The sequence below is a fragment of the Paenibacillus ilasis genome, assembly GCF_043195395.1.
In the GTDB taxonomy this organism is placed as follows: Bacteria; Bacillota; Bacilli; order Paenibacillales; family Paenibacillaceae; genus Paenibacillus_AQ; species Paenibacillus_AQ lautus.
Genome location: NZ_JBHDJG010000001.1, coordinates 1,142,121 through 1,168,323 on the forward strand (window position 1 = coordinate 1,142,121; position 26,203 = coordinate 1,168,323).

At 47.0% G+C, this 26,203-nt stretch carries 21 protein-coding genes; 17 read left to right on the plus strand and 4 right to left on the minus strand.

The genetic code is table 11. The features are described 5' to 3' along the window. Positions 1 to 20: 20 nt before the first annotated feature. The 3 genes from ACETK5_RS05540 to ACETK5_RS05550 are packed head-to-tail and all read right to left on the minus strand — an operon-like array spanning position 21 to position 2,615. Positions 21 to 1,253 carry a glycosyltransferase family 4 protein gene (locus tag ACETK5_RS05540; RefSeq protein ID WP_100538333.1) on the minus strand — a complete coding sequence of 411 codons (1,233 nt, stop codon included), beginning with the start codon at positions 1,251 to 1,253 and terminating at the stop codon, positions 21 to 23. Continuing rightward, on the minus strand, positions 1,250 to 1,981 hold the full coding sequence (locus tag ACETK5_RS05545) for a glycosyltransferase family 2 protein (protein WP_394054514.1): 732 nt from the start codon (positions 1,979 to 1,981) through the stop codon (positions 1,250 to 1,252). Before ACETK5_RS05545 ends, ACETK5_RS05540 begins: the two co-directional genes overlap by 4 nt. A 34-nt stretch (positions 1,982 to 2,015) precedes the next feature. After that, positions 2,016 to 2,615, minus strand: coding sequence for a hypothetical protein (locus ACETK5_RS05550; protein WP_100538331.1), 600 nt, complete (start codon positions 2,613 to 2,615; stop codon positions 2,016 to 2,018). Between the two features lie 469 nt (positions 2,616 to 3,084). Between ACETK5_RS05550 and ACETK5_RS05555 the strand changes: the two genes are divergently transcribed. The 9 genes from ACETK5_RS05555 to ACETK5_RS05595 all read left to right on the plus strand — a co-directional run bounded on the left by ACETK5_RS05555 (position 3,085) and on the right by ACETK5_RS05595 (position 8,271). Further along, positions 3,085 to 3,573, plus strand: coding sequence for an NUDIX hydrolase (locus ACETK5_RS05555; protein ID WP_394054516.1), 489 nt, complete (start codon positions 3,085 to 3,087; stop codon positions 3,571 to 3,573). A 43-nt stretch (positions 3,574 to 3,616) separates the two neighbouring features. Further along, positions 3,617 to 4,033 (plus strand): hypothetical protein, encoded by a 417-nt coding sequence (locus ACETK5_RS05560; protein WP_394054518.1) that lies wholly within the window; start codon positions 3,617 to 3,619, stop codon positions 4,031 to 4,033. Positions 4,034 to 4,148: 115 nt separating this feature from the next. After that, positions 4,149 to 4,688 carry a YfiT family bacillithiol transferase gene (locus tag ACETK5_RS05565; RefSeq protein WP_326118919.1) on the plus strand — a complete coding sequence of 180 codons (540 nt, stop codon included), beginning with the start codon at positions 4,149 to 4,151 and terminating at the stop codon, positions 4,686 to 4,688. A 98-nt stretch (positions 4,689 to 4,786) separates the two neighbouring features. Beyond that, positions 4,787 to 5,254: an NUDIX domain-containing protein gene (locus ACETK5_RS05570; RefSeq protein WP_394054519.1), complete on the plus strand. Its 468-nt coding sequence runs from the start codon at positions 4,787 to 4,789 to the stop codon at positions 5,252 to 5,254. A 61-nt stretch (positions 5,255 to 5,315) separates the two neighbouring features. Next, complete coding sequence (locus tag ACETK5_RS05575) at positions 5,316 to 5,894, plus strand: hypothetical protein (RefSeq protein WP_394054521.1); 579 nt, start codon at positions 5,316 to 5,318, stop codon at positions 5,892 to 5,894. A 54-nt stretch (positions 5,895 to 5,948) separates the two neighbouring features. After that, positions 5,949 to 6,638 (plus strand): HAD family hydrolase, encoded by a 690-nt coding sequence (locus tag ACETK5_RS05580; protein WP_394054523.1) that lies wholly within the window; start codon positions 5,949 to 5,951, stop codon positions 6,636 to 6,638. 108 nt (positions 6,639 to 6,746) lie between these two features. After that, positions 6,747 to 7,259 carry a hypothetical protein gene (locus ACETK5_RS05585; protein ID WP_394054524.1) on the plus strand — a complete coding sequence of 171 codons (513 nt, stop codon included), beginning with the start codon at positions 6,747 to 6,749 and terminating at the stop codon, positions 7,257 to 7,259. A gap of 34 nt (positions 7,260 to 7,293) precedes the next feature. Next, the gene (locus tag ACETK5_RS05590; RefSeq protein WP_394054526.1) at positions 7,294 to 7,980 is read left to right on the plus strand and encodes a class I SAM-dependent methyltransferase; all 687 of its coding nucleotides are present in this window, start codon (positions 7,294 to 7,296) and stop codon (positions 7,978 to 7,980) included. A 24-nt stretch (positions 7,981 to 8,004) separates the two neighbouring features. Then, entirely contained in the window at positions 8,005 to 8,271 is a 267-nt protein-coding gene (locus ACETK5_RS05595) for a hypothetical protein (RefSeq protein WP_394054528.1), read from the plus strand. 60 nt (positions 8,272 to 8,331) lie between these two features. Here the strand turns inward: ACETK5_RS05595 and ACETK5_RS05600 are convergent, their stop codons facing one another. After that, positions 8,332 to 9,219, minus strand: coding sequence for a LysR family transcriptional regulator (locus ACETK5_RS05600; protein WP_326113948.1), 888 nt, complete (start codon positions 9,217 to 9,219; stop codon positions 8,332 to 8,334). Positions 9,220 to 9,384: 165 nt separating this feature from the next. Here ACETK5_RS05600 and ACETK5_RS05605 point away from each other — a divergent pair, with 165 nt between their 5' ends. From ACETK5_RS05605 to ACETK5_RS05640, 8 genes are all read left to right on the plus strand, one after another. Next, the gene (locus tag ACETK5_RS05605; protein ID WP_394054530.1) at positions 9,385 to 9,732 is read left to right on the plus strand and encodes a Cif family virulence factor; all 348 of its coding nucleotides are present in this window, start codon (positions 9,385 to 9,387) and stop codon (positions 9,730 to 9,732) included. Between the two features lie 50 nt (positions 9,733 to 9,782). Beyond that, complete coding sequence (locus tag ACETK5_RS05610) at positions 9,783 to 10,577, plus strand: SDR family oxidoreductase (RefSeq protein WP_009589915.1); 795 nt, start codon at positions 9,783 to 9,785, stop codon at positions 10,575 to 10,577. 312 nt (positions 10,578 to 10,889) lie between these two features. Continuing rightward, positions 10,890 to 12,950, plus strand: a complete 2,061-nt coding sequence (locus ACETK5_RS05615) for an alpha-galactosidase (RefSeq protein ID WP_394054532.1) — start codon at positions 10,890 to 10,892, stop codon at positions 12,948 to 12,950. A gap of 20 nt (positions 12,951 to 12,970) precedes the next feature. Then, complete coding sequence (locus tag ACETK5_RS05620) at positions 12,971 to 15,580, plus strand: carbohydrate-binding protein (protein ID WP_394054534.1); 2,610 nt, start codon at positions 12,971 to 12,973, stop codon at positions 15,578 to 15,580. 142 nt (positions 15,581 to 15,722) lie between these two features. Further along, entirely contained in the window at positions 15,723 to 18,095 is a 2,373-nt protein-coding gene (locus ACETK5_RS05625) for a glycoside hydrolase family 95 protein (RefSeq protein ID WP_394054536.1), read from the plus strand. Positions 18,096 to 19,178: 1,083 nt separating this feature from the next. Next, positions 19,179 to 20,723: a TIGR02677 family protein gene (locus tag ACETK5_RS05630; RefSeq protein ID WP_394054538.1), complete on the plus strand. Its 1,545-nt coding sequence runs from the start codon at positions 19,179 to 19,181 to the stop codon at positions 20,721 to 20,723. Continuing rightward, positions 20,695 to 21,897, plus strand: a complete 1,203-nt coding sequence (locus ACETK5_RS05635) for a TIGR02678 family protein (RefSeq protein ID WP_394054540.1) — start codon at positions 20,695 to 20,697, stop codon at positions 21,895 to 21,897. The genes ACETK5_RS05630 and ACETK5_RS05635 overlap by 29 nt, the downstream gene beginning before the upstream one ends. After that, a complete protein-coding gene (locus ACETK5_RS05640) occupies positions 21,890 to 26,071 on the plus strand; it encodes a TIGR02680 family protein (protein WP_394054542.1) in 4,182 nt (1,393 codons plus the stop codon). Before ACETK5_RS05635 ends, ACETK5_RS05640 begins: the two co-directional genes overlap by 8 nt. Positions 26,072 to 26,203 lie beyond the last annotated feature (132 nt).

Below are 26,203 nucleotides of genomic sequence, written 5' to 3' on the forward strand. Positions count from 1 at the left end.
CAAACACCGCCTTTTTAAAATTAGGATTGTTTTTTTAGAGACACCTGCTCCGAATAAACCTCTGTCAAACGCTTGACCATCGTCTGGAGAGACCTGTTTTTTAAGGCCCACGCCAGCGCATTGTCTCCAAGCCTGCGCCGGAAAGATGGATCTGACAGCAACCGGCCCAAGTGCAGATAAAGTACATGCGCGTCTCCCGGAGGCGACAGCAATCCATCAACGTTATGCCGTACCGCTTCTTTTAATCCGCCTGCGCTGGATGATGCGATGGGAAGACCTGCTAGCTGTGCTTCCATAACCGAGTAGGATAGGGTTTCCATCAAACTGGGCATTGCGAAAATTTCGGCCTGACTCAGCAAATAGGGGACGTCCTCCCGGCTTCCCAGGAAACGCACCGCCGACTGAATGCCCATCCGGAGGCATAACTCCTCGTATTCCTTGCGTTTGTCCCCGTCTCCGACCAGCCAGCACTCCCAGTCCTGGCGGTCTACATACAGCCTGCACAAGGCATTCAGCAAGACATGGATCCCCTTCTCGTAGCTAAGACGCGAAGTGCTGATGATCACGGTTTTACCCGTGGGCTTCGCGATCGGATTTAGGGAAACCGTACGCATGCTGCTGTGAAAAAAAGGGATGTCGATGGCGTAAGGAATAAGAGCAATCCGTTCGGACGGAGCCCTAAATTGATGAACCATCACTTCCTTAAGCCATTCGGAAGCAAGAAGGATTTTATCGCTTACCGAGCTTCCCAAGTATTCCATAGATTTATAGTATTTCCAGACCAAGGAGCTCATCGGGTCTTCCGAAGAAGTTTTGTTGTTCTTCAGCATATCCAGTACCGTGAGAGCCGCAGAAGCGTGAATGGAGGTCACCAACGGTATCCGTTCGGGTTTTATGCGTTTTATGGCAGCGGCGGCAAGAACGTCCTGCGCGTGTATGATATCGTATTGGTCAAGGCCGATAAAAGCGAGCGATAACTCCATGTTATACCTGTCGGTCTCCGCCCCCCTGACCCAGGGATGCTCGGCAATTAAAGGCGCGGTGGCAGGGGTTATCTTGTGATCGAACATTTCTTTGAAGTGAACCTTCGGAACCTCCTGGTTACCGTTGAAAATATAAAATCGGTTCAGTCCGTTCCCAAAAAGATCCACCTGATGCCCTTCTTGTTCAAGTCCCTGTTTCACCTGCAACATATATTTCCACACTCCGCCGACATGCGGGATTTGAAAATAGGTAGCCAGCAAAATTTTCAAGGCTTCCGCCCTCCTGTTAGTAATACCTGTCTTCGCTGCTCCAGCCTGTCGCTATATATGGCCTGAAGGGCCGCGAATTCTTGCTTAAGGGCGTTTTGGTGCTTTAAGGTCCCCATGTTCGGATGATAACGGTAGTGCAGAAGAATATCATGCAAGTAATGAAATTCGTAACCGGTGAGCACGACCCGGCACCACATGTCGTAATCCTGCGTGTATTTAATCTTTTCATTGAACATGCCGACCTTTTCAAAAAGGTGTCTTTTCATCATGGTGGTGCAGCCATTAATCGGACATGCAGTTTTTAATCGATCAAGCAGCTCCACAGTTGAAGAAAACGAAAAATTAGGGGCTTCTTGGAGCACTATGTTCCGTTCGTTGACGAAGTTGAAGTTTGTACTGCTGATCCACGCTCCGCGTTCCAGCATAAACGAAATTTGGCGTGCTATTTTGTTGGGGAGATAATAGTCGTCCGAACTAAGCCAAGCGATATAATCTCCTTTAGCTTCTCGAATACCGGCGTTAAGAGCGGAAGCCGTTCCCCCGTTGATCTTTCGGATATACCGGATGCGGTCAATATAAGGAGTTAGGAGATCCATATGCTCGGAAGACCCGTCATCGACCACAATGACTTCCATCTCAGGATAGGTTTGCGCCAAAGCACTCTCTACGGCTTGTTGAACATAGGAACAGTTGTAAAAAGGGATAATAACTGTAACCTTCGGTAACATGTCTTCTTGCCTCCCGCCCGTGTCTTGACCCCGGTTAGGAAAGTACCGGCTTTCCGATCGGGCTTTTTATAAATTCATCTTGGGTTAAATAGATCAGCTGATCGACGCTCCATTGAAAGTAGGAAAAAACCATGGGACCTTCCACTTTTCGCAGCATTCGCCGTTCGCCGTAGTAAATATGACCGTTCGGGGAGCAGTACAGGCGTCCGTTTAGAACCGGATGCTGAAGAAAAAAAGAGGTGCTAATGGAGTGTCCAACCGGCAAAGAACGAACCAAGGAATCCGGGACATGCACGATTTCGTCCATTTGGCACCGCAAACGTCGGAACACTTCCCCAGACTGGATCGGGAACAAACGGCTGTCCATCCACAAATAGATCCCAGATCCGCTCCCCTTTACGAATACAGTTGCCGGGGCGCACTTCGCCCACGGTCCCGAAGCCGCCGTCACGCCTTCTCCAAGAGGATACGGGCGAAGCAGCATATCCTCAAGTGGTATGATTTTATTGGTCATTAGTTTGTAAAAATAAAAGGAACTGGAATCCATAACGGGCCGTTTTTTGCCGTGTTCAATCAGAAATACAGCCGAGCCCGAACCGCGGACAAGCGTTCCATCGGGAATCTTGGTAATCATGTTCTGGGCATGGTTATTATTAATAGTACTCCCTCCCTTCACCAGTCTTCAATAATATACTCTTTGCTTTAGCAGCCTGACCCGACGCGTGACTCTATCTTCAAAAAAAAGACTCCTTGCAAGAGTGACTTGCAGGAGACTAGAGGCATCATTTATATTCAAAACCAATCGAGTTATCGTAGAACTGAGTCCTATTTATCTGCCGTTGCCGCGTGAATTGAGCAGATTCGGGACTAAGGCTTCGCATGGTTTCTGGATTTTACGGATCCTTATGGACAAGCCTGGATCATTATGCGCGAGAAGGGGAGTCATTTGTATTGAATTTTCAACAACGCCGCGCGATTGCACGTTATGTGCTTTAACGGTAGAATGATGTTAATCAGCCAATATTTCATCCAAGAACCCTCCTCGTGGTTAACGCCAAAGGTGGGTTCTGTTTGTTTATGATCATGTGCAAAGGGATGTGGATATGACGGAAAATGGAAATGTTCTTGTGGTCAGCGTTACCCTTTTTCAAGGGGATCAAGTGCTCATCATCCAAGAAAATAAACCTTCGGTGCGGGATACCTGGACCTTCCCGGGAGGGCGCATCGAGCCTGGGGAAGCTATGCTTGAGGCGGATATAAGAGAAGTGAAGGAAGAGACTGGTTATGATGTCCAGTTGACAGGCACCACAGGCGTGTATCCATTTATCAGCAGCTTGAATCACCCAGTCATCATGTTCCATTTTACCGGAGAAGTGGTGGGGGGCTTGCTTCAATTGGGAGCTGGCGAGATTAAAGATAGCCGGTGGGTTAAGCTGTCCGATATCCTGGCGGATGACAGCATGGAATTCCGGGATGCTGCCGTGATGAGACAGATCGTGGAGAATCTCAAGAATGGCGTTCAGCACTCGCTTGAATTGTTTCATCCTTCTTTGCTTCTAACTTCAAGCGAATCGCATAATCATATTTCTTAGCGTGTCATTTCGTGTTTTTTCTGAATAAAGGAGTGAAAGAGGGATGATCCAATTTAAAAAAATCGCTTTTGGCGGATTCGTTATGATTGGTATGTTCATATTACTGTACCTGATGACAGAAACTCTTCATGAAATTCAAAGATCGTATCAAGATTTTTCTCCTCAGCTATTTTTCTTATTAAAGATGAGCCTATGGGGATTCCTTTTCGGAGTTTTAATAGAGTGGAGAGCGCTAGGATATGTGATTAAAGGGCATATTCATGTAAGCTGGTTACTGTTACCTGCTATTATACTTATGGTCGTGGTGTTTATTCCGTGGATCTATTGGGCAGAGTGGTTTGGCTTAGGAAGGTTTTTCGTTATAGAGGTGTTAGGAAAACCGGAAATTCACATGCTGCTTACCGTATTCTCAGGTGTATTGTTTATACGATCCGTTGGAGACAACAGATATCGGGGCTAAGCTATGACTGAGTTCTAGTAAAGGGTAGGGCAAGATGGTTTAGTGCTGTTGTGAAACACAGATCCTTTGTTGCTTGGAACCGTAGGATACGATGATGTATCGAGGAGGTAAGGAAGTGGGCGGTATTCGTTTTCCCCTTGGTTCCTTTGAGCCGATAGAAGAGCCAACATTAGAGGAAAGGCATAAGTTTATACAACTCATTCCGACGATCGCACCGACGCTTCGGCAAATCATAATGAAATGCCCCCATGCTCTGCTTCGATATCCCTATTGTGAAGAGGGTTGGAGCATTCAGCAAATCGTGCACCATCTGGCTGATAACGACATGAACGCATACTTGCGATTTAAACGTGCATTGACCGAGAATGAGCCGCTGGCAAGCTCGTACCGGGAGGATTTATGGGCGGAGCTGAGTGATTACACGGAGGTTCCCATAGAGAACTCGCTTTCGCTTCTGGAAACACTTCATTTTCGTTTTCTTATCCTGCTTAAGGATTTACAGCCTGAGGATTTCAAAAGAACGATGAGAACTCAAGTGCTCGGCAGTATTACCCTGGATATCGCGCTGCAGCGATTCGTGTGGCACAACCAGCATCATATCGCGCAGATTACATCCATATTGAACCGTGAAAACGCGAAGTTACATAAGGAGTGAGGCTAATTGAGCTGGAGATCGAAGTATGCTTGGCGTTAATAATAGCGAACAGATTCTAATCATCCATTTGATTAGGAATCCAAAGGAGCCATCAAATCATGGGAATGTCAGACTACTATAAGGATCTAAGAGAAAAGATCGGAAACCAGTTAATATTTATGCCATCCGTTGCGGGGATTATCCGTAATGAGCAGGATTTTATTTTATTTGGAAGAAAGCATCAAGAAGCATTATGGGGACTTGTGGCTGGCGCCATCGAGCTTGGGGAATCCCCGGCAGAGGCGATGACTCGCGAAGCGAAGGAAGAAACGGGGCTTGATATCGTACCTGAACGAATTATTGGAGTATATGGTGGAAAAGAACGCCGATATACGTACAGCAACGGACATCAAGTGGAGTACCTCACGATTGTGTTCGAGTGCCGCATCATTTCGGGGGAGTTGGATCGTGAGAACGACGAGTTTGTGGAGCTCGTGTTCTTTCCAGAGGATCAACTTCCGCCCACGGCTTTAAAATATCCGGAGCATATTTTCATCAAAGCGAATGGAGAGCGGGCTCTATTCTGAAGGGTATGATAGACTGAAATCTAAAACGTATGCATGAACTTAACTTGGAGGTGAGCGGCCTATGTCGGAGAGCAAGGAAGCAAGATGGAATCCGCATGCTGCCGTTCTTGGTTTGGTCGTAGGCCTATACGTTGTGATCTATGCCGGAGTAATCATCCGGTTGATCTACCACTATCATATTGTATTGTCTTTTTTATCGGTAGTATTGGTTTCTTTGCCTGTTCTGTTGCTGCTGCTCATTCTGTATCTAATATCCAAAACATCGAGGAGCAAGTTACATCCCACGCATTATTGGTCGACTGGCATTATCGGGGTACTTCTCTTATCTTTTTCAATCTACGCCTTAAGTTACAACCAATCGCAGCAGCACTTCGATTACAACCGTTGGGTTGGTTATCCAGAACAAAGATCGATTATGGTGGACGATTTTTTGGAGAAACATGATTTGATCGGATTAACTCAGGGGGAAGTGACGGACCGCCTCGGTGCCAACGACAATGCCAAATGGGCAAATGGCGATGACGATAAAGCTGTGTATGATCTTGGATCACTGCGAAGGGTCGATTACAAGAGTGAGGGTCTTTTTATTTACTTTGATGAGCGCGGGTTGGTCAATAGCTATGAGATTGTACCGAAGTAGGATATACAGAGGTGATCCCTTTCCTAGACCAAGACAACAGAAAGCAGGTCCGCTATGACGTTAAAAGCGATAATTTTTGATTTGGATGAAACATTAACGGACAGAAGGGCGGCGATTGACTCGTTCATTGAGCGATTGATTGCCAGGTATTTCCCGGACTCCGATGAAGATACTCAGCTTAGGATAGCCAAGCGATTTAAGGAGGCGGATCATAACGGTTACCGGGATAAGCGCGAGGTGTATGAGATGCTGGTCGAGCATCTTCAGTGGGTGAATCCGCCTACGGCCGACGAATATCTGACATTTTTCAGGGAAGAAATCCCGCTATGTATCCAGCCGATGGATCAGCTGTTTCCCGTTCTCCGTCATTTGAAGTCTCAGGGATTGAGGCTTGGCATCATCACCAATGGAACCGTTCAAGTTCAAGAGGGGAAGATCCGTCAACTGGGTATACTTGAGTATTTCGATTCCATCGTAATTTCCGAAGAGGCTGGCGTTAAAAAACCGGATCCAAGGATCTACATGAGGGCTTTAGATCTGCTTAACGTACTGCCATCAGAGACGTGGTTCGTGGGAGACCACCCGCATAACGATATCATTGGAGCAGCGCAATGCGGTATCAAACCCATATGGTGTACGAGAGCTGGAAGCTGGGACTACTCCGAAGAAGTAAGGCCGTACAGGACCATACATAAGCTGGAGGAATTGATTCGTATTTATACCGAACACGATGAGGAATGGTAAGCGGCAGCGTAATGTTAAGGACGCGGGTCACTTCATAACCTTTAGATGCCTTAGATATTTATGACGAGAGGCTTTTGCAGGGAAGCTTGAGTGAGGTGGAGATCACAAATGAAAATAAAACAAGTCATCGGTTTGCTCATCAATGCGCTTGTCTGTCTGATCCTGGTTCTATTCGGAAATGCGATGACACCCATACCCGGCGGCAGTTCCGGTAACGGCAATCCCGCCATCCTGCTGCTTATCCCTCTGAGTATCCTTTTTCTCGTGTTGGTCTATCAATGGATTCGTGTATGGAAAGGTGTGAAGGTATCCCTGAGCAGGTTAAGCCTCTTGATCTTAGCTCTGACCGGCTATATTATAACGGGTTATATATATCAGCTTCATAGACTCGAAATATATAGATCAATCCAAGCTGAAGCATTCGAATCCAGATATGGTGAAATGGACTGGGTTCATATCGAATCCATCACAACCGGTATTTTATCGATCCATATGAATAATCAATTCTTTAATGTAAACACGTACTTTATGATGGTTGCCTTCTCGCTTCTATTGTGTTTCGGGTACAAGTTGATCCAAGGACTCTTGAACAGAAGACAGCGAACATCAGTGAAGAATTAAACCTGGAAGCAGGTAGGATAGGGGATGGCATGTTATGTCTACGAACGGGATTTACGATAAGCAGGCCGAAGCTTATGAGGCCATGGTTAGCAAGCAGCCCGATTTATCGGGTATCATTCATGGTATCAGACCATACGAGGGCTTGGATGTACTTGATTTGGGTGCAGGATCAGGCCGATTATCTATGGTGCTTGCCCGTGATGCCAAATCCTTGATTTGTACCGATATATCCGAGCCGATGCTGAATATTTTAGATGACAAATTATCCGAAGTTTATGATTCTCGCAATTGGACTACCGTAGTCGCTGATCATCGCAGCCTGCCGGTTGATTCCTCGAGTGTAGATCTGATCGTATCGGGCTGGAGTATTAGTTATCTGGCTGATTCAAGCCATGAGCAATGGAGTGACAATCTCGGACTTGTCATGGCAGAGCTGCAGCGCGTTTTGAGACCAGGCGGGACGATCTTGATTCTGGAAACGATGGGAACCGGAACGGAGACACCGAATCCTCCCGATTTCCTAACCGGCTATTACGCTCAATTGGAGCATCGATACGGATTTAGCCATCAGTGGATTCGAACGGATTATGTATTTGATACAGTAGAAGAGGCACTGCAACACACGGGATTCTTTTTTGGAGAAGAGCTAACGGACAAGATCCAGGCGAAACAATGGTCAACCGTGCCGGAGTGCGCAGGGATCTGGTGGAAACATGTTTAAGCAAAGGACGAAGGATGTGGCCTCGTGGAGCTTCTAATGTATGTGGTTTTGTTTATTCTTAACATTCCGATATACAAGTGGGTGTTTAGACGGATTTTTAATGATGTGGACGATCTGAAGCAATCGGTGAAATATTCGTTTACACCGGACATCATATCCTTGTTTCGAGGACGGTTTTGGAAGGATCAATTCGGAGAGCTGAAGCTGTCCGTTTTCTATATTTGTTGTTTGGGAATCTTCGTCATAGAGTGCGTAGTTGTGACCCAGGTGGTCGATGTGATCTTTCAATGATTCAAAGGCCATCCAAGCGTCATTTTGACCTGGATAGCCTTTTTATTGTGTACCAAACGGTTACTTCCCGCCGACTTGATAATGATGCTTCACATATTCAATGAATCGTCTTGCCGCAGGCGAGAGGTAGCGGTCTTCGCGCCATTTTAAGCCAATCTCCCAAAACCAGCCTTCATCGGTAATGGGAATCCACGAGAGACCTTCCAGCATAAGGCCGGCCGTTTTCGGCAGAACGGAGACGCCAAGTCCCTCTTTAATAAAACCCGCTACGGTGGTCAAATCTTCTGCATCGTACGTCGAAGACAGAATAAAGCCGGTATGCTGAAATCGCGATTGAATCGTGGCTCGAAGGCCGCAATTATGCTTCAGGCCGACGAACGGCTCTCCGGACAAATCCATCAGACTCAGGGAGGGACGTTTCGCCAAGCGGTGGCGGCTTGAAACCACGATATATAAAGGCATGGTTCTCATGACCAGCCAGTTATGTTGGTCCATAGTAGATTCCCTAGATGTAATCATGAGGTCCGAATGCCCTTTTTCCAAATGTTCGTCAATATCGCCGAGGTTTCCCTGGTTTAATTCAAAACGAACCTTGGGATGAGCCAGCTGATAGGTCCTGACAAGAGCAGGGACGAGATCGACCCCTAAAATATTCAGGTAAGAAACCGAAATGATCCCCGTATCGGGATTGGACGATTCTTCGATTTCCTGCATCCCGTTTTGAATGTCCTGGAGTGCCTGCTCCACCCATCTGGCAAACATGCTGCCATAGCGGTTAAGCTTCACATTACGGCCATTTCGTTCAAAAAGAGGGACGCCCAGCTCGCTCTCCAACTTGGAGATAGCGTGGCTTAATGCCGGCTGCGTGATGCTGAGCGCTTTCGAAGCCTTCGTCATATGTTGAAGACGGGAAACCATCAAAAAATACTCCAGCTGGGTAAGCTCCAATCTTCAAGCACCTACTTTATATGAATTTTATTTATAAATTTTATGATTATTATAAATTGGACGTTATGAAAGCGTCAAGGTAAGATATCTTTGTCTTCAACCGGACCGGGGGAGGATAAGCGGCGTCAAGCCTGAGGAATATCAAATCATAAGGAGTGAAGCGTTATGATCGAGATAAGCGAGAAGCAGCTGCAGAGTGTAATTCGCACATTTATATCCGCAAGCAATGATCATGATACAAACCGGATGCTTTCATGCTTCGGCAAGGATGCTATAGTCGTCGATGACAGCAGGGAGTTCAGGGGCAAGGCAGCCATACAGAAATGGAGCGACGACGAATTTATCGGCGCACGGGTAAATGTCCGGGCGACCAACATTCATCATCGCCTAGACCAGTACATCGTTTCAACCGAAGTAAATGGTGATTATCCGGCAGGCCCTTACTATTTTGAATTTTGTTTCACGGTGCAAAGCGGTCAGATTTCAAAATTGCAGATCTCTGAATCCAAGTAAGAAAAAATACCATATTCAAAATTTAAGGGTACGAATACTGGAGGGCAATTATGAAACAAAGACATGAAGGACCATGGAATGAGTTTGAAGGCAAAAGAGTGCTGGTTACTGGAGGAACCAGAGGAATGGGTCAGGCCATCGTAAAGCGGCTTTCAGACGGTGGGGCGGCTGTACTGACTACCGCCCGTTCCGAACCTAGCGTTCGGGTCGGCTCCGGCTTGTTCGTTCAAGCCGATATTGCGACGTCTACAGGCGTCGACAAGGTGGTTCAAGGTGTACAGGAGCACCTGCATGGAATTGACATCGTGGTGCACTGCGTAGGCGGTTCGACTACACCCCCTGGAGGGGCGCTTGCCTTAACCGACGAGGATTGGGTTCAAGCCTTGAATTGGAATCTTCTCGCAGCGGTTCGTTTGGACAGGGGGCTGCTGCCGTACATGGTAGAGCAGGGATCAGGTGCCATCATTCATATTACTTCGATACAGAGACGCTTGCCGCTCTATGAAACCACGCTGGCTTATGCCGCGGCGAAGGCTGCCCTTGCCAATTACAGTAAAGGGTTATCCAACGAGTTTTCCCCGCGGGGCATTCGAATTAACGCCGTATCGCCCGGATTCATTCAGACGGAGGCTGCAGATGCCATGATCGACCGGATTGCGTCGGTATCAGGAAGCCGAGAAAGTGCGCTTCAGGAATTGATGGATTCGCTCGGTGGGATCCCTTTAGGACGTCCCGGGCTTCCGGAAGAGGTAGCAGAGCTGGTGGCATTTCTTGTATCGGACCGGGCGTCATCCATAACGGGAAGCGAATATGTGATCGACGGCGGCACCATACCAACCGTCTAATGATTAGATCTAGCTTGAGAACAGTGGTACTTCATCATCCATATGTAAAACAGGCTATCCGGAGAACTTAGGCGCTCTGCGATAGCCTTTTTTTTCGAGTGGGTCCATCGCCAGCGATCGGCGGAGAGTGATCATATTGCATTTTAACAAATGAGTTGCTCCAGATGCGTTACATCCCGATATGGATCGGAAGATCGTTGTATAGTAAGCGCTTTACCCGCGCTTCTATAATGGTAGCAAGCTGTAAAAGGCGCTTGATGCTATAACGGCCTGAATGCAGCACAGACGCACGCAGAAGGAGGCAATCCACAGATGTTAGGAAGCAGCGATACGGCGGTGAACGTGGGGGTGAATGCCGAAAGTCACATTCGCTTGGCGAATGGTCTGGTGGCCATTAAGGTGGATTTGGAAAAAGGCGGTTACGCCTACGCAGGCAGCAAGGGATTCGCTCTGCAAGAAGTACGAAGCGGCTTTCGATGGCAGGGCCGGGAATACCATACGGGACATTACGACCGCCACTATATGATAGGGCAGCCCGAGAAGATCCAAGATTCGTTCGGAACAGGAATCCATGCCGTGATTAAGCATGAATCCGATCTGCTCCCAGGACTGGAACAGCATTTTTACGTCTATGAAGGGGCTTCATCTTTCATCACACGGGTCGTCATTGTCGGTCAGGAGGACTTAAAGGTAAACCGCATCGCGGTGGTGAAAACCGATAGCGTATCCAGCGGGAGCGAGACGGTTCCGGCAGAAGCGCTGCATGTGCTGCGCGTGCCTTATGACAATGACAAATGGGTGCGCTATCTGACGGAGACGGCCCCGCTGGAGACGGAAAGCTACGAAGTGACGGCCTTGTTCCAGCCGAATAACCGTAATGGATTGATCTTGGGATCGATCAGTCATGACGTGTGGAAGACCGGCATTCGCGTGAAAGGGGAAACGGCAGGCAAGCTGGATGAACTGGAACTGTACGCTGGCGCGGCCGACATCATGACCCGAGATTCCCAGCCGCATGGCTACGTAAGAGGAACGCGCGTCGCATCTCCGCTGGTTATGGTAGGGGATTACGACGATTACCGGACAGGACTCGAAGCGTATGGGGAAGCGAATACGAAGATAGCGCCTGCACTGAGCTGGGACGGCGGCGTCCCGATCGGCTGGAACAGCTGGTCGGCCGCCATGAGCACGCTGGATTACGACCTGTATGTGGCGACGAGCGATTTTCTGAAGCGGGAGGTTCAGCCGCAAGGCTTTCATAACGAGAATACCCTGTACGTGAATTTCGATGCGTTCTGGGATCGCCTGACGCCTGCCGAGATGGAGGATGCCTTGAAAAGGGTCCGCGAGAACGGGCACAAACCCGGTACATACTGGACGCCGTTTGCTTTCTGGGGAAGTCCGGCTGGGTTCGGGAACTCCGTGGAGGGCACCGAAGGGAAGTATACCTATGGCGATATCCTGCTTCGCGACCAGGATGGCGAGATTTTGCCGGATGTTGACGGCGGACTTGCGATTGATCCTACACATCCCGGAAACCTGGCGCGAATCGATTGGTTCATGGATAAATTCATCTCCGAGGGATTTGAGTATATTAAACTGGACTTCATGGCGCACGGGGCTCTGGAGGGCAAGCATCATAACCCGGATATTACGACGGGGATCGCTGCATACAACTACGGCCTCTCGTATCTGACGGAAAAGCTCTCCCCGGAGCGGATCGGCAGACCGTTCTTCATCAACCTGTCGATTGCCCCGCTGTTCCCTTATTCCTATGCGCACAGCCGCAGAATTTCCTGCGATGTATTCGGAACGATCAAGGATACGGAATATTTGCTGAACTCGCTGACGCACGGGTGGTGGATGAACGATACTCTGTACCGATTTAACGATCCGGATCATGCCGTGATCTATAAAAGCTTCAACCAGGATTCGACGACCCGCCATGAAGGGCGAAGCCGTCTGACCGCGTCCGTGATCTCGGGAACGGTGCTGCTGCTGGGCGATGACTTCCGGCATGAGGAAGCGGCATGGCGCGCCAAGACCTGGCTGGGAAATGAGGCAATCACTGAGATTGCCCGATTGGGTAGAACCTTTGTGCCCGTAGAGGGGAATCTCGGGAAACAGGCTGCGGATACGTTTGTACTGACCCATCCAAGCGAACCGGGAACCACGTATATTGCCGTATTTAACTTTGACGGGGCCGACTCCATACAGAAGACGGTTTCCTTGGAACGCTGCGGCCTCGAGGCGCACGCTTCCTACACGGTCCTGGATGTGTGGGAAGGAACAGCGGGTCAATCGGAGGGCACACTTACGGTCGAGCTGGCGCCAGCCGAATCGAAAATCCTGAAATTAAGCCGAAATCAATGAATAGAAGGAGGAGAGGTTCAGTGCGTATTCATCCGTTCAAATTCTTCCAAAAGCCATTTATGCTATTCTTATCGATTCTGTTAGTGGGGTCTATGCTAGGGAGCTCCTTTGCTTCGGCAGAACCGCAGCAGCCGAGTCAAACGGCCGGAGGCATCCTTTCCTACGAGGCCGAGGCATCTCAGAACACGTTTACCGGCAATGCAGGAGCGGTCGATTGCGGCTTCTGTTCAGCCGGGCAAAAAGCCGGCAATTTGTACGGCGGCTCCACGCTGACGTTCAACGGGATTCAGGCCGATAAGGCCGGTATCTACAATATGAACATGTTCTACATCTCCGGGGATTCCCGCGCGGCTTCGATCTCCGTAAACGGAGCGGAGAAGGAGAACTTCAGTTTTCCGAAAACAGCAGATTGGAACACGATCGGCACTTATCAGATCCAAATCTATTTGAATCAGGGCAGCAACACGATTCTGTTCGATGATGCAGGCGGTTATTCGCCCGATTTTGACAAGATTGAGCTGACCTTTGATTCAGCCGGCGATGACGGATCAGGCCCTGATGGAAGCATTGGCGATTTAGGCAAGCAAAAGAAAGCCACGAGCTATGGCTCCATCACCCTAACCGAGTATGCCAACGGCTTCAAGGTGTCCAATCCGACGTATGAGCTGCTGTACAATACCTCGACCGGATTGTCCCAATACAATTGGAACGGCAAAGCGGTTGCCAAGGGGTTATACAGTGAGATCCAGCTCGACCGGATGGTTGCAAGCAAGGAATATAAACATCATAAATTCTATAAAAATCAAGTTGTCCCATTCCAGGATGCTACCGGCAAGGGCATCAAGGTGACGGTCGTGAATGAGGATGGGGGAATGCCATCGCTCAGCCAAATCTATTACGTCTATGAAGACGGGCCATATTTGCTTACGGAAACAGTCGCTACCCACTATTCCGCAATATCTACTGGGAATATCGCACCTATCGCGATGGAAGCGAGGGGCGGCATCGACATCGGCAGCTATGACGATAACCGGGTCCTCGTCGTTCCGTTCGACAATGATGCTTGGTCCAGATACCAGGCGAAGTCGATGAATACCGGCCTCAACAACGGTCTGTATGTCAGCTCGGAGCTGACGGCCATCTATGACAATACGAGCCGGAACGGCCTCGTTATCGGATCGGTGACGCATGACACGTGGAAAACCGGTATCTATTGGAGCGGCTCGAATGACAAATTGAACAAACTGCGCGTATATGGCGGATTTACGTCATCCACCTCCACATGGGACACGATTCCGCATGGAAAGGTAACGGGCAAGCAGATTGCTTCGCCGAAAATCATGGTCGGCTTTTTCGAGGATTACCGGACCGGGCTGGAGGAATTTGGCCAGGTGAATGCAGCGATCCAGCCTCCGTTAGCCTTTGGCGAGGACATTCCTGAAGGCGTTCCGGTCGGCTGGAACAGTTGGGGAGCTTATGCCAGCGATTTGAGCTTTGACAAGGCGGTTTCCGTCTCGAATTATTTTAAAGACCATATTCAGAACCATTCCTTCAACAATGAAGACAATATCTATATCAATCTCGATTCCTATTGGGATAACATGACGGATCAGCAGCTGACGGATCTGGTTCAGCTCATTCATAGCAATGGACAGAAGGCCGGCATCTATTATTCGCCGTTTGTGTACTGGGGCAACAATATGGAACAGGAGGTCGAAGGGACCAACGGCAAATATAAATACGGCGATATCGTGCTGCGCGATTTGGAGGGTAACGTGCTGCCAACGCTGGACGGCGCTTATGCCGTGGATCCGACGCATCCGGGCGTGAAGCAGCGGATCGATTATTACATGAATAAGTTTAAGAGCAAGGGCTTTGAATATATTAAAATCGATTTTCTGAGCCATGGGGCAATGGAAGGCAAGCATTATGATGCCAACGTTCAAACCGGCATTCAGGCTTATAACCAAGGAATGGCTTACGTGAATGAAGTGCTGGACGGCTCCATGTTCATCAGCGCTTCCATCGCGCCGCTGTTCCCTAGCCAATATGCGCACAGCCGCCGCATCTCCTGCGATATCGACGGCAGCATCGGCAGCACGGAATACCAGCTGAACAATCTGACGTACGGCTGGTGGCAGAACGGAACGATCTACCATTATACCGATCCGGACTATATGCACTTGACCAAAGGCGGATCGATCGAAGGCGCGCAGTCTCGCGTCAATGCGGCCGCGATCTCCGGCACGGTCTTCCTGAATTCGGATGACGTAACGGATGCGAGGGCACGGCAGTACATGGAAACGCTGCTGACCAACCCGGAAGTGAACGGGCTGGCGATGAAGGGCAAGGCGTTCCGGCCGGTAGAAGGCAACACGGGCACGCAGGCAGCGGACGTATTCGTGCTGGACGATCAGGGAACCCACTATGTAGCCGTATTTAACTATACGCAACATGCGGCACAGCATACCGTGGATCTCGTTCGTGCCGGTATCGCTTCGGAAGGGGCGGCGTCCTATACGGTGACGGATGTATGGAGCGGCCTATCTCAGACGGTGTCTGGCCCTTCGCTGGATGTGACGCTAAAAGCGGCCGAATCCAAGCTTTATAAAATCGTCCCTAATCCATAACAAGTAGTCATCGATTCATCATGTACATCTGCAAGTCCATCGCGGTTCTCGGCTCCATCCGGGAATCGCGATTTCTTGCTTTTGCTGTAAGGGAGAGCGCTTGTCTCGATAATGGAAAATCAAATGAAGAGGAGAAAACAACATGTCAGATATGAAACTATGGTACACGAAACCGGCCCAGGGCTGGTCGCAAGGGCTGCCGATCGGCAATGGCCGAATGGGAAATGTGGTGGTATCCACTCCTGACAGAGAGATATGGAATATCACCGAAACCACCTATTGGTCCGGCCAGCCGGAGCCGGCTCAAGGGCAAAGCAACAGCAAAGCGGATTTGGAGCGGATGCGGCAGCATTTCTTCCAGGGGGATTATCGCGCAGGCGATCGACTGGCCAAGAAGCACCTGGAGCCGGAAAAATTGAATTTTGGCACCAATCTGGGACTATGCCAAGTCGTTCTGGAGTTTGATCATAACGTGAAGCCATCCGAAGGCGGGAGACAAGATGCAGCAGCTGAGCCGCTGTTCCATCGGGAACTGGATCTGCAGGAGGCGGTGGCGCGTTCTTTCTACGAGATCGATGGAGTGGAGATGACGCGAGAGGTCTTTGCTTCCCATGCCGATCAGGTCATCGTTTCGCGGATCCGCAGCAGCATTGGCTCGTCAGGCGTGTGGTTGCGCATTTCGATTCGAGGGGAGAATGGTCCTTTTCATGCTGTCGTTACTGGGAAGGACACAATCGAATTCCAGGGACAGGCGCTGGAAAGCGTACATAGCAATGGGGAGTGCGGGGTGTCCTGCCAAGGTCAGCTTCAGGTCGTAGCGAAAGGCGGGCAGGTGAGTTGCACGGATGACACCATAAACGTATCTGGAGCGGATGAGGCGGCGATGTATTTTGCGGTGAATACGGATTACCGTCAAGAAGGTGAGAGCTGGCGTGAGAAAAGCGCGTTGCAGCTAGATCAGGCTCTGCTGCTGGGATATGACGCGCTGAGAGCCAAGCATCTGGCGGATTATCAGCCGCTGTATGCCCGCGTACGAGTGGAGCTGGGAAGCTCCGAGCATGCCAGTCTGCCTACAGACCAGCGGATCGGCAGGTTTAAGCAGGGCAACTGGGACGATCCGGCGTTATTTGCGTTGTTTTATCAATATGGCCGGTACTTGACGATTAGCGGGTCGCGACAAGACTCCATCCTGCCCATGCATTTGCAAGGCATATGGAATGACGGCGAAGCCAACAAAATGGCCTGGAGCTGCGATTATCACCTGGATGTGAACACCCAGATGAATTATTTTCCGACGGAGGCCGCGAACCTGAGCGAGAGCCATGAGCCGCTCATGCGGTATATCCAGCAGCTATCGGTGGCCGGACGCTCGGCGGCGCGCCATTATTACGATGCCGACGGCTGGGTGGCCCATGTCTTCTCCAATGCCTGGGGATTTGCGTCACCGGGGTGGGGGACTTCCTGGGGGCTTAACGTGACGGGCGGACTATGGATCGCGACACATATGATGGAGCACTACGCGTACAACCGCGATCAGGCTTTTCTGGAAGAGCTGGCTTATCCCGTCCTGAAGGAGGCCGCAGCCTTTTTCATGGATTACATGACCGTGCATCCGCAGTATGGCTGGCTGGTGACAGGTCCGTCGAATTCGCCGGAAAACAGCTTTTATACAAGCAAACCGGAGGATGGGCATCAGCAGCTGTCCATGGGCCCGACCATGGATCAGGTCTTGGTCCGGGATCTGCTGGCGTTCTGCGTGAAGGCAGCACAGACGCTGGGCATGGATGAGGAGCTTCAGCAGAAGTGGCAGACGGCGCTGGATCAATTGCCTCCGCTGATGATCGGCAAGAAGGGGCAACTGCAGGAATGGCTGGAGGACTATGAGGAGGCGCAGCCGGAGCACCGCCATCTGTCGCATCTATATGCTCTGTATCCCGGCAGCCAAATCACGCCGCATCGTACGCCGGAACTAGCCGCGGCAGCTCGAGTGACATTGGAGAACCGGAACAGCCGGGCCGACCTGGAGGATATCGAATTTACCGCGGCCCTGTTCGGACTCTTCTACGCCCGATTGCATGACGGAGACCAGGCCGTGCAGCATATCGCCCACCTGATCGGGGAGCTGTGCTTCGACAACATGCTCAGCTACTCCAAACCCGGCGTAGCCGGAGCCGAGGCCAACATCTTTGTCATCGATGGCAACTTCGGCGGCACCGCCGCCATTGCGGAAATGCTGCTGCAGAGCCACGAGGGCGAGATACATCTTCTGCCCGCACTGCCGGCGATATGGCCGACAGGCAGTGTGAAAGGGCTGAAGGCGAAAGGGAATATTGAGGTGGATATGAGCTGGGAAGATGGGAAGTTGGTTGAGGCGAGGGTGAAGGGGAATGAGAGTGGGAGTGTGAAGGTGTTTTATGGGGGAAGGGAGATGGAGGTGGGTCTTGAGGCAGGGGTGGTGGTTATATTGCAGCCAGCTATAGAACTTGAAATAAAGTGTTTAGGTAGTATGAGTTAGCTGGTTAGTTTTAGGGAGTTGCAAAGCGATTTGATGACGAGTGATTAGAAGTACTAGGTGATTTTTCACACCCATTTAGATGTACCATGGATATATTTCAAGTTTGTTAAATACGTAATTCAATTACAAAAAAACGAGTGCTTTTTGAGGTAGTGAATTCGTTTCAAAAAGTATTTTGGTTACTTAGGTTATGTTTGAATTTTTACACACTGAACTGAAACAAGCTGATTTCCTTCTTGTGTAAATGGATATCAGCTTGTTTTTATATTTAATTTTGATAGCTTTCCATCTCATCCTCAACTAGCCCTGATTTTTTAAAGCTCTGTGTAATCGAATTATCCATGTAGACCTAAAGTACTACGGGAGATTGAGTTGCATAGAAGTCGTAGTGATACGCAGACGATCATTGAGGTCAATGAGTAGGATTTAAAGAAAGCAGAAGCGGGCACTGGACAAGCTGCATGAATCCTATGAAGAGGACATGATTATGATCAAGTATTTTTGGAGTGAAAGGCAGGTACAGAAGTTGGAGGAGGGGCTGAGAGATTTGCGAAAAATGATATTCGATCAAGGCAATTTTCCGATTGTGAAGCAGATAAATGAGCGAGTGGGTAGTATAGAGAGTTGTGGAGCGCTGCAGTTACGAGCGAATAGAAGAATCGAGCGTTAAAGAAGTTGGTGGAACGGATTGAATATGACCGTGAAAGGAATCGGGTGGAATTGACGGTTTGTATAAGTGATTTGAATTAGGATGAATCTTTGGAGTCTTCTGGAAAAAATTCCAGAAGACTAATTAGATATGGTACAATGTACCTAAATTGGCTATTGTCAGATTTACAATTTCATATAAAGAGGCAATAAATAGAGTAAAGAGCTTTATTGATATCTTGAAAAAGAATATTCTTGAAAGTTAATCAGGAAATCTGAACTTCAGTTAACTTTGGATTCAAGCATCGGGGCATTCACCCCTCGGTAATGGGAGCGGAGAGGATTCGACCATCTCCAATATCGGTATTTTCAAATGAAAATGAGGCTATGGTTACCTAATTATGTAAAATCTAACTTAGAAAAGGAGTGTTTCGTTTGGATTTGTCATTGATGCGTGTAATAAAAGAAGCAAGTTATTTGTCGACACAAAAAACGCACCGATATCGCCCAATATTAAGATACATGTATGAGCAACATCGTATATTTAATAATGATGTTTTACCGATAGAAATTTTCACGCATCTTAAACAATTTCCGGAGTTTGAAGATTACACGCTCGAAGAGCAAGATGCTGATTTATCTGTTTTAGTTCAAAACAATAACTTAGTGTTGAATCAGGATAATACAGATGCTGTTACATTAGAAGAACTTATTAAGAATCGAAAAACGTATTCTCTAACGGATTATACGATTGAATTTGAAAAAATGCTTATTTTTATGGAGAAAAAACTTCATCGTATACGTGGCGGTTCGTTGGATAAAAAACTCACCGAGCGCTTATATGATGCGCTTGTTAAATTAAACGGATTCTCTGTGCAAACCGATTTAGATTCGACTTCGCTTGTTCAATTATATGAAGCGTGGGACGAGTTGTTCGAACGGTTTACAAAGCTTGATAATGATGCTTCAGATTATTTGAATCATATCAGCGGTGATAAATTGGACAGCAAAATGGAAACTGATGCCTTTATCGTATTTAAAAATCAGTTTCGTTCTTACTTAACGGATTTCATGGTTGAGCTTAACCGCAATTCACCTCTGATAATTAACATTATAACCCGCATTTCTGAGAAGAAAATTCAGAACATCATATTGCAACTCGTCCGTCATAAGAAAAATATCCCGACCACGACAGTTGTGTCGGACAAAGAGTATTTCGATACTTTTTTTGATGTATGGACAGGCATTCGTAACTGGTTTTTGGAAAGTGATACCAAGCCGAGCAAAGCGTTTCATCTTGAAGTTCGTACTAGAGATGCCATCAGCAAAATGTCTAAACTTGCACATTTTCATGCAGAGCGGCAATTTGTGAAAAAGAGTCGAGTAACAGAGTTTTTACGACTTGCAGACATGGTACACGAGTCCGGCAACTTGGAAGAAGCCCATAAGGTTTTTTCTTATCTATTTGGATTCGAAGGCATCCAGCATTTCAAAGTCGCACGGAAGCCGTCGGAAAGGAATGATGGTACGGTATGGGATTTTGACCCTGATGAAATAGATGTGTCTTACCGTATTCGCCCACCGTCCAATGGAACAACAAAACAGAATTTGAAGGTATCGAAAGTGAGCCAGGAGTCACTCGAATTGCAGCGGTTGCTCGCAGAGCGGCTAGCGTACGAGGAAAGTAAACTAAAAGCGCTCGTGGAGCAGCCTTGCTTGGTTTTAAAGGATTTAGATAGCGGAGTTGAACCGTTTGTTCGAAAAGCATTGTTGGATTGGATAAGTGCGGCGCTTTTGAATCCAGTGGGTTATGGCATCTATGAAGGCACTACAGAATTTGGCGTGAAATTTAAACTCTATAAGGTTAGTAACGATATCATCGAATTGCATTGTTCGGATGGAGTCCTCTTCTTGCCGGATTTCGAAATGATATTCACAGAGGTGAAAACATATGAAAAGGCTGTCTCAGGAGTCTCTTGATTGCATTCATCAATTGCTTGATAATTTTTGGATTGTGCGTAAGGAAAATCCGGATCTCTTTTATGAAATTAAACAAAACGAAGGATTCCTACGGGATTACTTTAAGGACTACTTCCGTTTTAAATTGGTGGTTGGGGCGAATTTTGCAAAAGTTGAGAAGTTTCAAGTAACTCCTCAACCGTCAACAGGCATATCAGATTTCAAAGAAGTGAAAGATTATGTCATTTTTTACTGTGTACTTGCGTTTTTGGATGGAAAGGCATCAAAACAATTTGCGTTGTCGGACGTTTGCCAAGCGGTCGTTTCGTACTATCCAAGGAATTCAAAGGGAATAGTCAGTGAAGATACGCCGGCATTAACATGGAAGGGCAACGAGGGATATAAAAACCGACTATCCCTTGTCCGCGCATTGAAAGAAGCTGTTCGGCGGTGTTTGATAGAAGTAATGGATAAGAATATTGAAGACTTCCAAGAGAAAGAAACGAATGACGCACTACTACGATCAACCGGACTTGTGAAATATTTTATGCGCAATATTAGTTTTAATGTTGAAGAGAAATTGACGCTAAATGATATCGTGATGCTTCAAGAAACACAGGAACGGGAATTAGGTGTAGAAAGGAAGCATTTACTGTACCGAAAACTGTTTTTAGAACCAGCCTTGTATAAGCATGAAGTATCAGCGGCAGATTTTGATTACTTAAGACAGTATGGTCGCCATCTAAATGAGCATGCCGAAAAATACTACGATATGAATGTGGATGTCTACGGGAGCAGTGCATTTTTAGTAAAAGAGAGTGTCGGTACGTTTCGGCGCTTTTTTCCGGCAAGCAATGCTGAATCGAACCTACTGATTCAATTTGCAACGTTGTTACGGCTTAAAATCATCGACGATAGCGATAGTCTCGTTGAACAAAAAGACGGAACGGTCATTTTAACAAATATTGATTTGGATATTTTGTGTCGGCAGCTTATAGATGAACATAGCCATGGATGGACGACGGGCCTAAAAAGCATGAGTGTCGCTGAAGTTAAGAATGTAATCAAAAACATGCTATTTGAATGGAAGTTAGCGGAGGCAACGCAAGAAGGTGATTTGAAGTTGTACGATGTAATCGGAAAATTTTTCGAAAAACCTAAAGAAGAAAAAATAAAGGAGCATAATAATGACTGACAATGCACGGCGTTGGAAGCCTCACCGCGTCATCCTATTTAATTATTGGTATTTTAATTATGAAGAATATTACTTTAAGAACGGAAGATTGCTACTGCGCGGGCATAATGGTGCGGGAAAGTCGATTGCTATGAACACGCTTTTTACATTCATGCTGGATGGAAACAAAGACCCTAAGAGATTGGACCCATTTGAGTCAAGTGACCGCAAGTTTTATGACATCTTGCTTGGCGAAGAGTCGTTAAACAAGGACATCATCGAGCGCATTGGTTATGTTGTGATTGAATATAAGTTGACGAACACGGAGCAGTACATCACGACGGGATTTGGACTGCATTCCAAACGAAAAAACAGAAGATTGGAAGATGCCTGGGGGTTTGTAATTCATGACCGTTCTCGACGTATTGGGCGCGGACCAAATCCGATTTCGCTCTATAAGGTAGAAGTATTAGATGGTTCGCCGGAGCAAATCCCTTTAGATAGAAAAGAAATAACGGCAGCAATCGGCGAGAGTGGTACGGTCGTTGATAGTAAAGAATACGCTGGACTGATTAATAAGAATCTATTTAAATTTCCGGATGTAACAGGACTTAAGCTTTTTACCGATGTTCTCGTACGGCTTAAAAGCCCTAAGTTAACCAAAGGTGGAGGGCCTGACGATTTAAAGGAAACGTTGAACGAATCATTGCCGCCACTATCCGACCATGAGTTGTCCGCTTTAACCACTACCGTAGAAGCGCAAGACCAAACACAGCGGGAAATTCTAAAAACGCAAAGCGACCTTGGTTTTGTAACGAAACTGGATAAAGGGTATGACGATTATGTTTCATATGTATTTGCGGAAAAGGCTAAGTACTATTTGGACAGCAAAAACACGTGGAATGCCATTGCGTTGGAACATCAGACGGTACTAAGTGATATTGAAAGCAAAAGTTTTGACTACGAAAAGACCGAGCAAGAAATCCAAAACATTGAAAGTGAAATTGAAGGGTTGAAGCAAGCAAGGCAAGAATTGAGGCATGATGAAGTAGCTGATTTGGACGATACTCTTCAATCTGCCAGACAAGAGCTAACTCGAATATCGAATGAAAAATCAGACAAATCAAATCGCTATGAGTCCAAGAAAGAATCATTAACGGATGCTAATAACGAACGGCGTAATATTGAAAATGAATTGTGGGCAATTGAGAAAGAATTAAAAGCCGCGTTGGAAAGTTTGGAGGAGCTGGGAATGGATGCGGCATTTGAAGACATCTATTTGTCATTCTCAGACCATTTCAAGCGAAATGAAAAAATTGGCGATTATAATTTTGCAAATTGGGAATCCGAAATAAGAATCCGGCTCCAAAGGCTTGGTGTGTTACTGAAACAAATTAAAGAACTGGATCAAAAGAAGCGTGAACTAGATGGTATGAGACAACAAATCGAAGAGAAACAAGGCGTTCTTGAAAACGAAAGAGAAAAGCGTATGACCCTTGCGAACATCTATGATATGGAACGAAACAACGCTTACGGAGAGCTTGAAAACTGGATAAGCGAATTAACAACTCTTGTGCTTAACGTTAATAGCATTACGAGCGTGAAACGGATGATTAATGGATATCTAGAAAATGTGACTGAAGAACAATTGATGGCACCAATCTCGGGTGAGCGCGAAGAACAAGTGTCTCAGTGTCTTAAGGAGCAAGCATCGCTAGAAGCACAAATGCAATCAAAGGTTGATGAAAGAAATCTTACTATAGAAGAAATCGGTGTTCTTAAGGGCGCTGATGAAATCGAACCTGAGCTTCCGGTGGCCAAGCAAAACCAGATACAGGAATTCAAAGAAAAAAGAATTCCGTACGTTCCGTTTTACGCTGTAGTTGATTTCAAAAGAGACCTCACTGAGGAACAGAAGTCATGTTTGGAGTCGGTATTGACCGAAACCGGTGTACTAACTTCGCTAATTGTACCCGCTAACCGTTATAATGAAGCGTTGTCCGCAACGGTTCTTAGTACTCATCAGTCTCAGGCGCCGAACAATCTGACAAAGTATCTAGATGTTGCGGGCGCAGGCGAAGTGAGTCATGATGATGTGCTAGCAGTACTGAAGGGGATTTCAGTTTCAGATTCGGACGCCTATTTTGTAACGGCTGAAGGATCATTTAAAGGTTCTTTTACTGCCGGAACAGCTTCGCAGTATGGTGTAGCCAAATACATTGGGAAGCATGCGCGGGAACAAGAGCGACTCCGCAAAATCTCAGCGTTAAAAGAAAAAGTTGCTGCTCTTGAGTTTGAAATTGAAGAGCTTAAAGTGCTTTCTAATGAAAGTAAAGCGCGACAAAAGCAAATTGAAGCTGAGTACCAATCGTTCCCGAAATTTTCGGCGCTAAAGGATGCTCAGCAACAGTTTGAAGCCGTTGCAAAACGCATCGCGGAATTGTTGGAACCTGAGCTCGCGTCGTTAAACGAAAAATTCAAGGTACTAAAAACCAGCGTTGAGGCGCAAAGTAGGAAACTGAACGCAGAGTTCGAAGACATTGCTATTGAGAAAAATGAGCAGGTAGTAAATGGCGCGTGTGATGGCTTACGCGATTTCGAGCGAGCGTTATCAAATCTAAAAGGCGCTTACCGTTCACGAGGGGATAAACAAATTCTCCTAAAGAATCAAGATGACAAGATTGACGCTATTAAAGATGGTGTGGATGACGCATGGGCAGCCGTTCTATCACTAGACGGGCAAATCAAGAAAATAAACGTTCGAATCGAAAATTATGAAAAACAATTACAGAACATTGATGCGGATAACATTCGTGAGCTTGCCAAAAGTATTAACGGAAAACTAGAACAATTGCCAAAGGACCAAAGGGTACTGGACAGACAACTCAATGATCTGAAAAACGATTTGAAAAATCTCCGTGTTCGCCTTCCAATTGGAGAGAAGAAAGAACGGTTCATGAAGGAGCTTGTTTTGGCGTGGGAAATTGCATTTCTGCAAGATCTAAAAGAATTCAGTGAGAAGTTTGGGCTTGAAACCGAATCAGATACCAAATCGCTTGCCGAGAGTGTCATGTCGAAGTTCGGGCAACTCCTCGCGAAGAAGGATAGAACGAAAAATAAAAGTGAGTTGGGCAACGTCTTCTCGGATGCGGACAAAGGATTGCCGGAATACAACTTAATGATGGAGCCAGTGGAATTCAAAGTTGATTTTTCTCATATGGCTATTGAAGACGAAAGTCGAGTTGAAATGCTTAAAACGATAGCCAGACGTGAAAAAATTACACTAGAGTATCAGGGGCGTCGTGTTTCGCCGTCGTTTGCCAAAACCAAACTAAATGAGCATGACAAAACGCTTGCAGAGTTAATGGCTGAAAAGGACCGTGAGATTTACGAAGATATCCTGATTAACCATATCGGAGAAACGATAAAAAACAAAATTCGAAATGCAAAAGAATGGGTAATACGCATCAACACAATAATGGAAAAGACGCAGAACTCCAGCGGACTGAAGTTTGATGTCGTGTGGTCACCGAAAAGGACCGACAATGAACAAGAACTCGATACGATAGAACTAATGCGATTTTTGGAGAAGGATCCTATATGGCTTGCGGATTCTGATAGGAAAAGGATAGCCCAGCATTTTCGTTCCAAGGTGTATGAAGCGAAACGCAAATCTGAGTTGAGTGGTACACCAACCTTCATGGAAGATATTAAGTTGGTCTTGGATTATCGTGATTGGTATGAATTCATTATTTACTACGAAAAAACAGGCGAAAAGCGTAAAGAGATGAAGAAAAGCAACTACAACACCTTCTCTGGTGGCGAGCGAGCAATGGCGATGTATACGCCACTCCTAGCCGCGGTTGATGCACGTTTGCAAAATGCTCATTGCGAAGCACCTCGTATTTTCGCATTAGACGAAGCGTTTGCTGGCGTAGATGATAACAATATCAAAGAAGCATTCAAAGTTATTGAGATGTATGACTTTGATTACACATTAAACTCCCAGTCCTTATGGGGGTGTTTCGATGTAGTGCCTGATCTGTCGATTTATGTTTTGAGCCGAATGGGGAATTCAAACCTTGTTAATTCAACTTCATACTCATGGAATGGTATTAAGCGGACGCGTGTGGAAGAGCCGTATGAAACAAGTGAAGAAGTTCAATCTTCGTTTGCTCAGGTTACATTGTTTTGAGTTATTTAGAGTTCACACATGCAGGTGAATGAAACTCCTCATGAAGGCAGCAAACAGGACAAATTTATGAGGATAGTGTGACAAGATGATGGGTTTTATTTATCTTGAACGATTACCCTTACGATCGCTTTA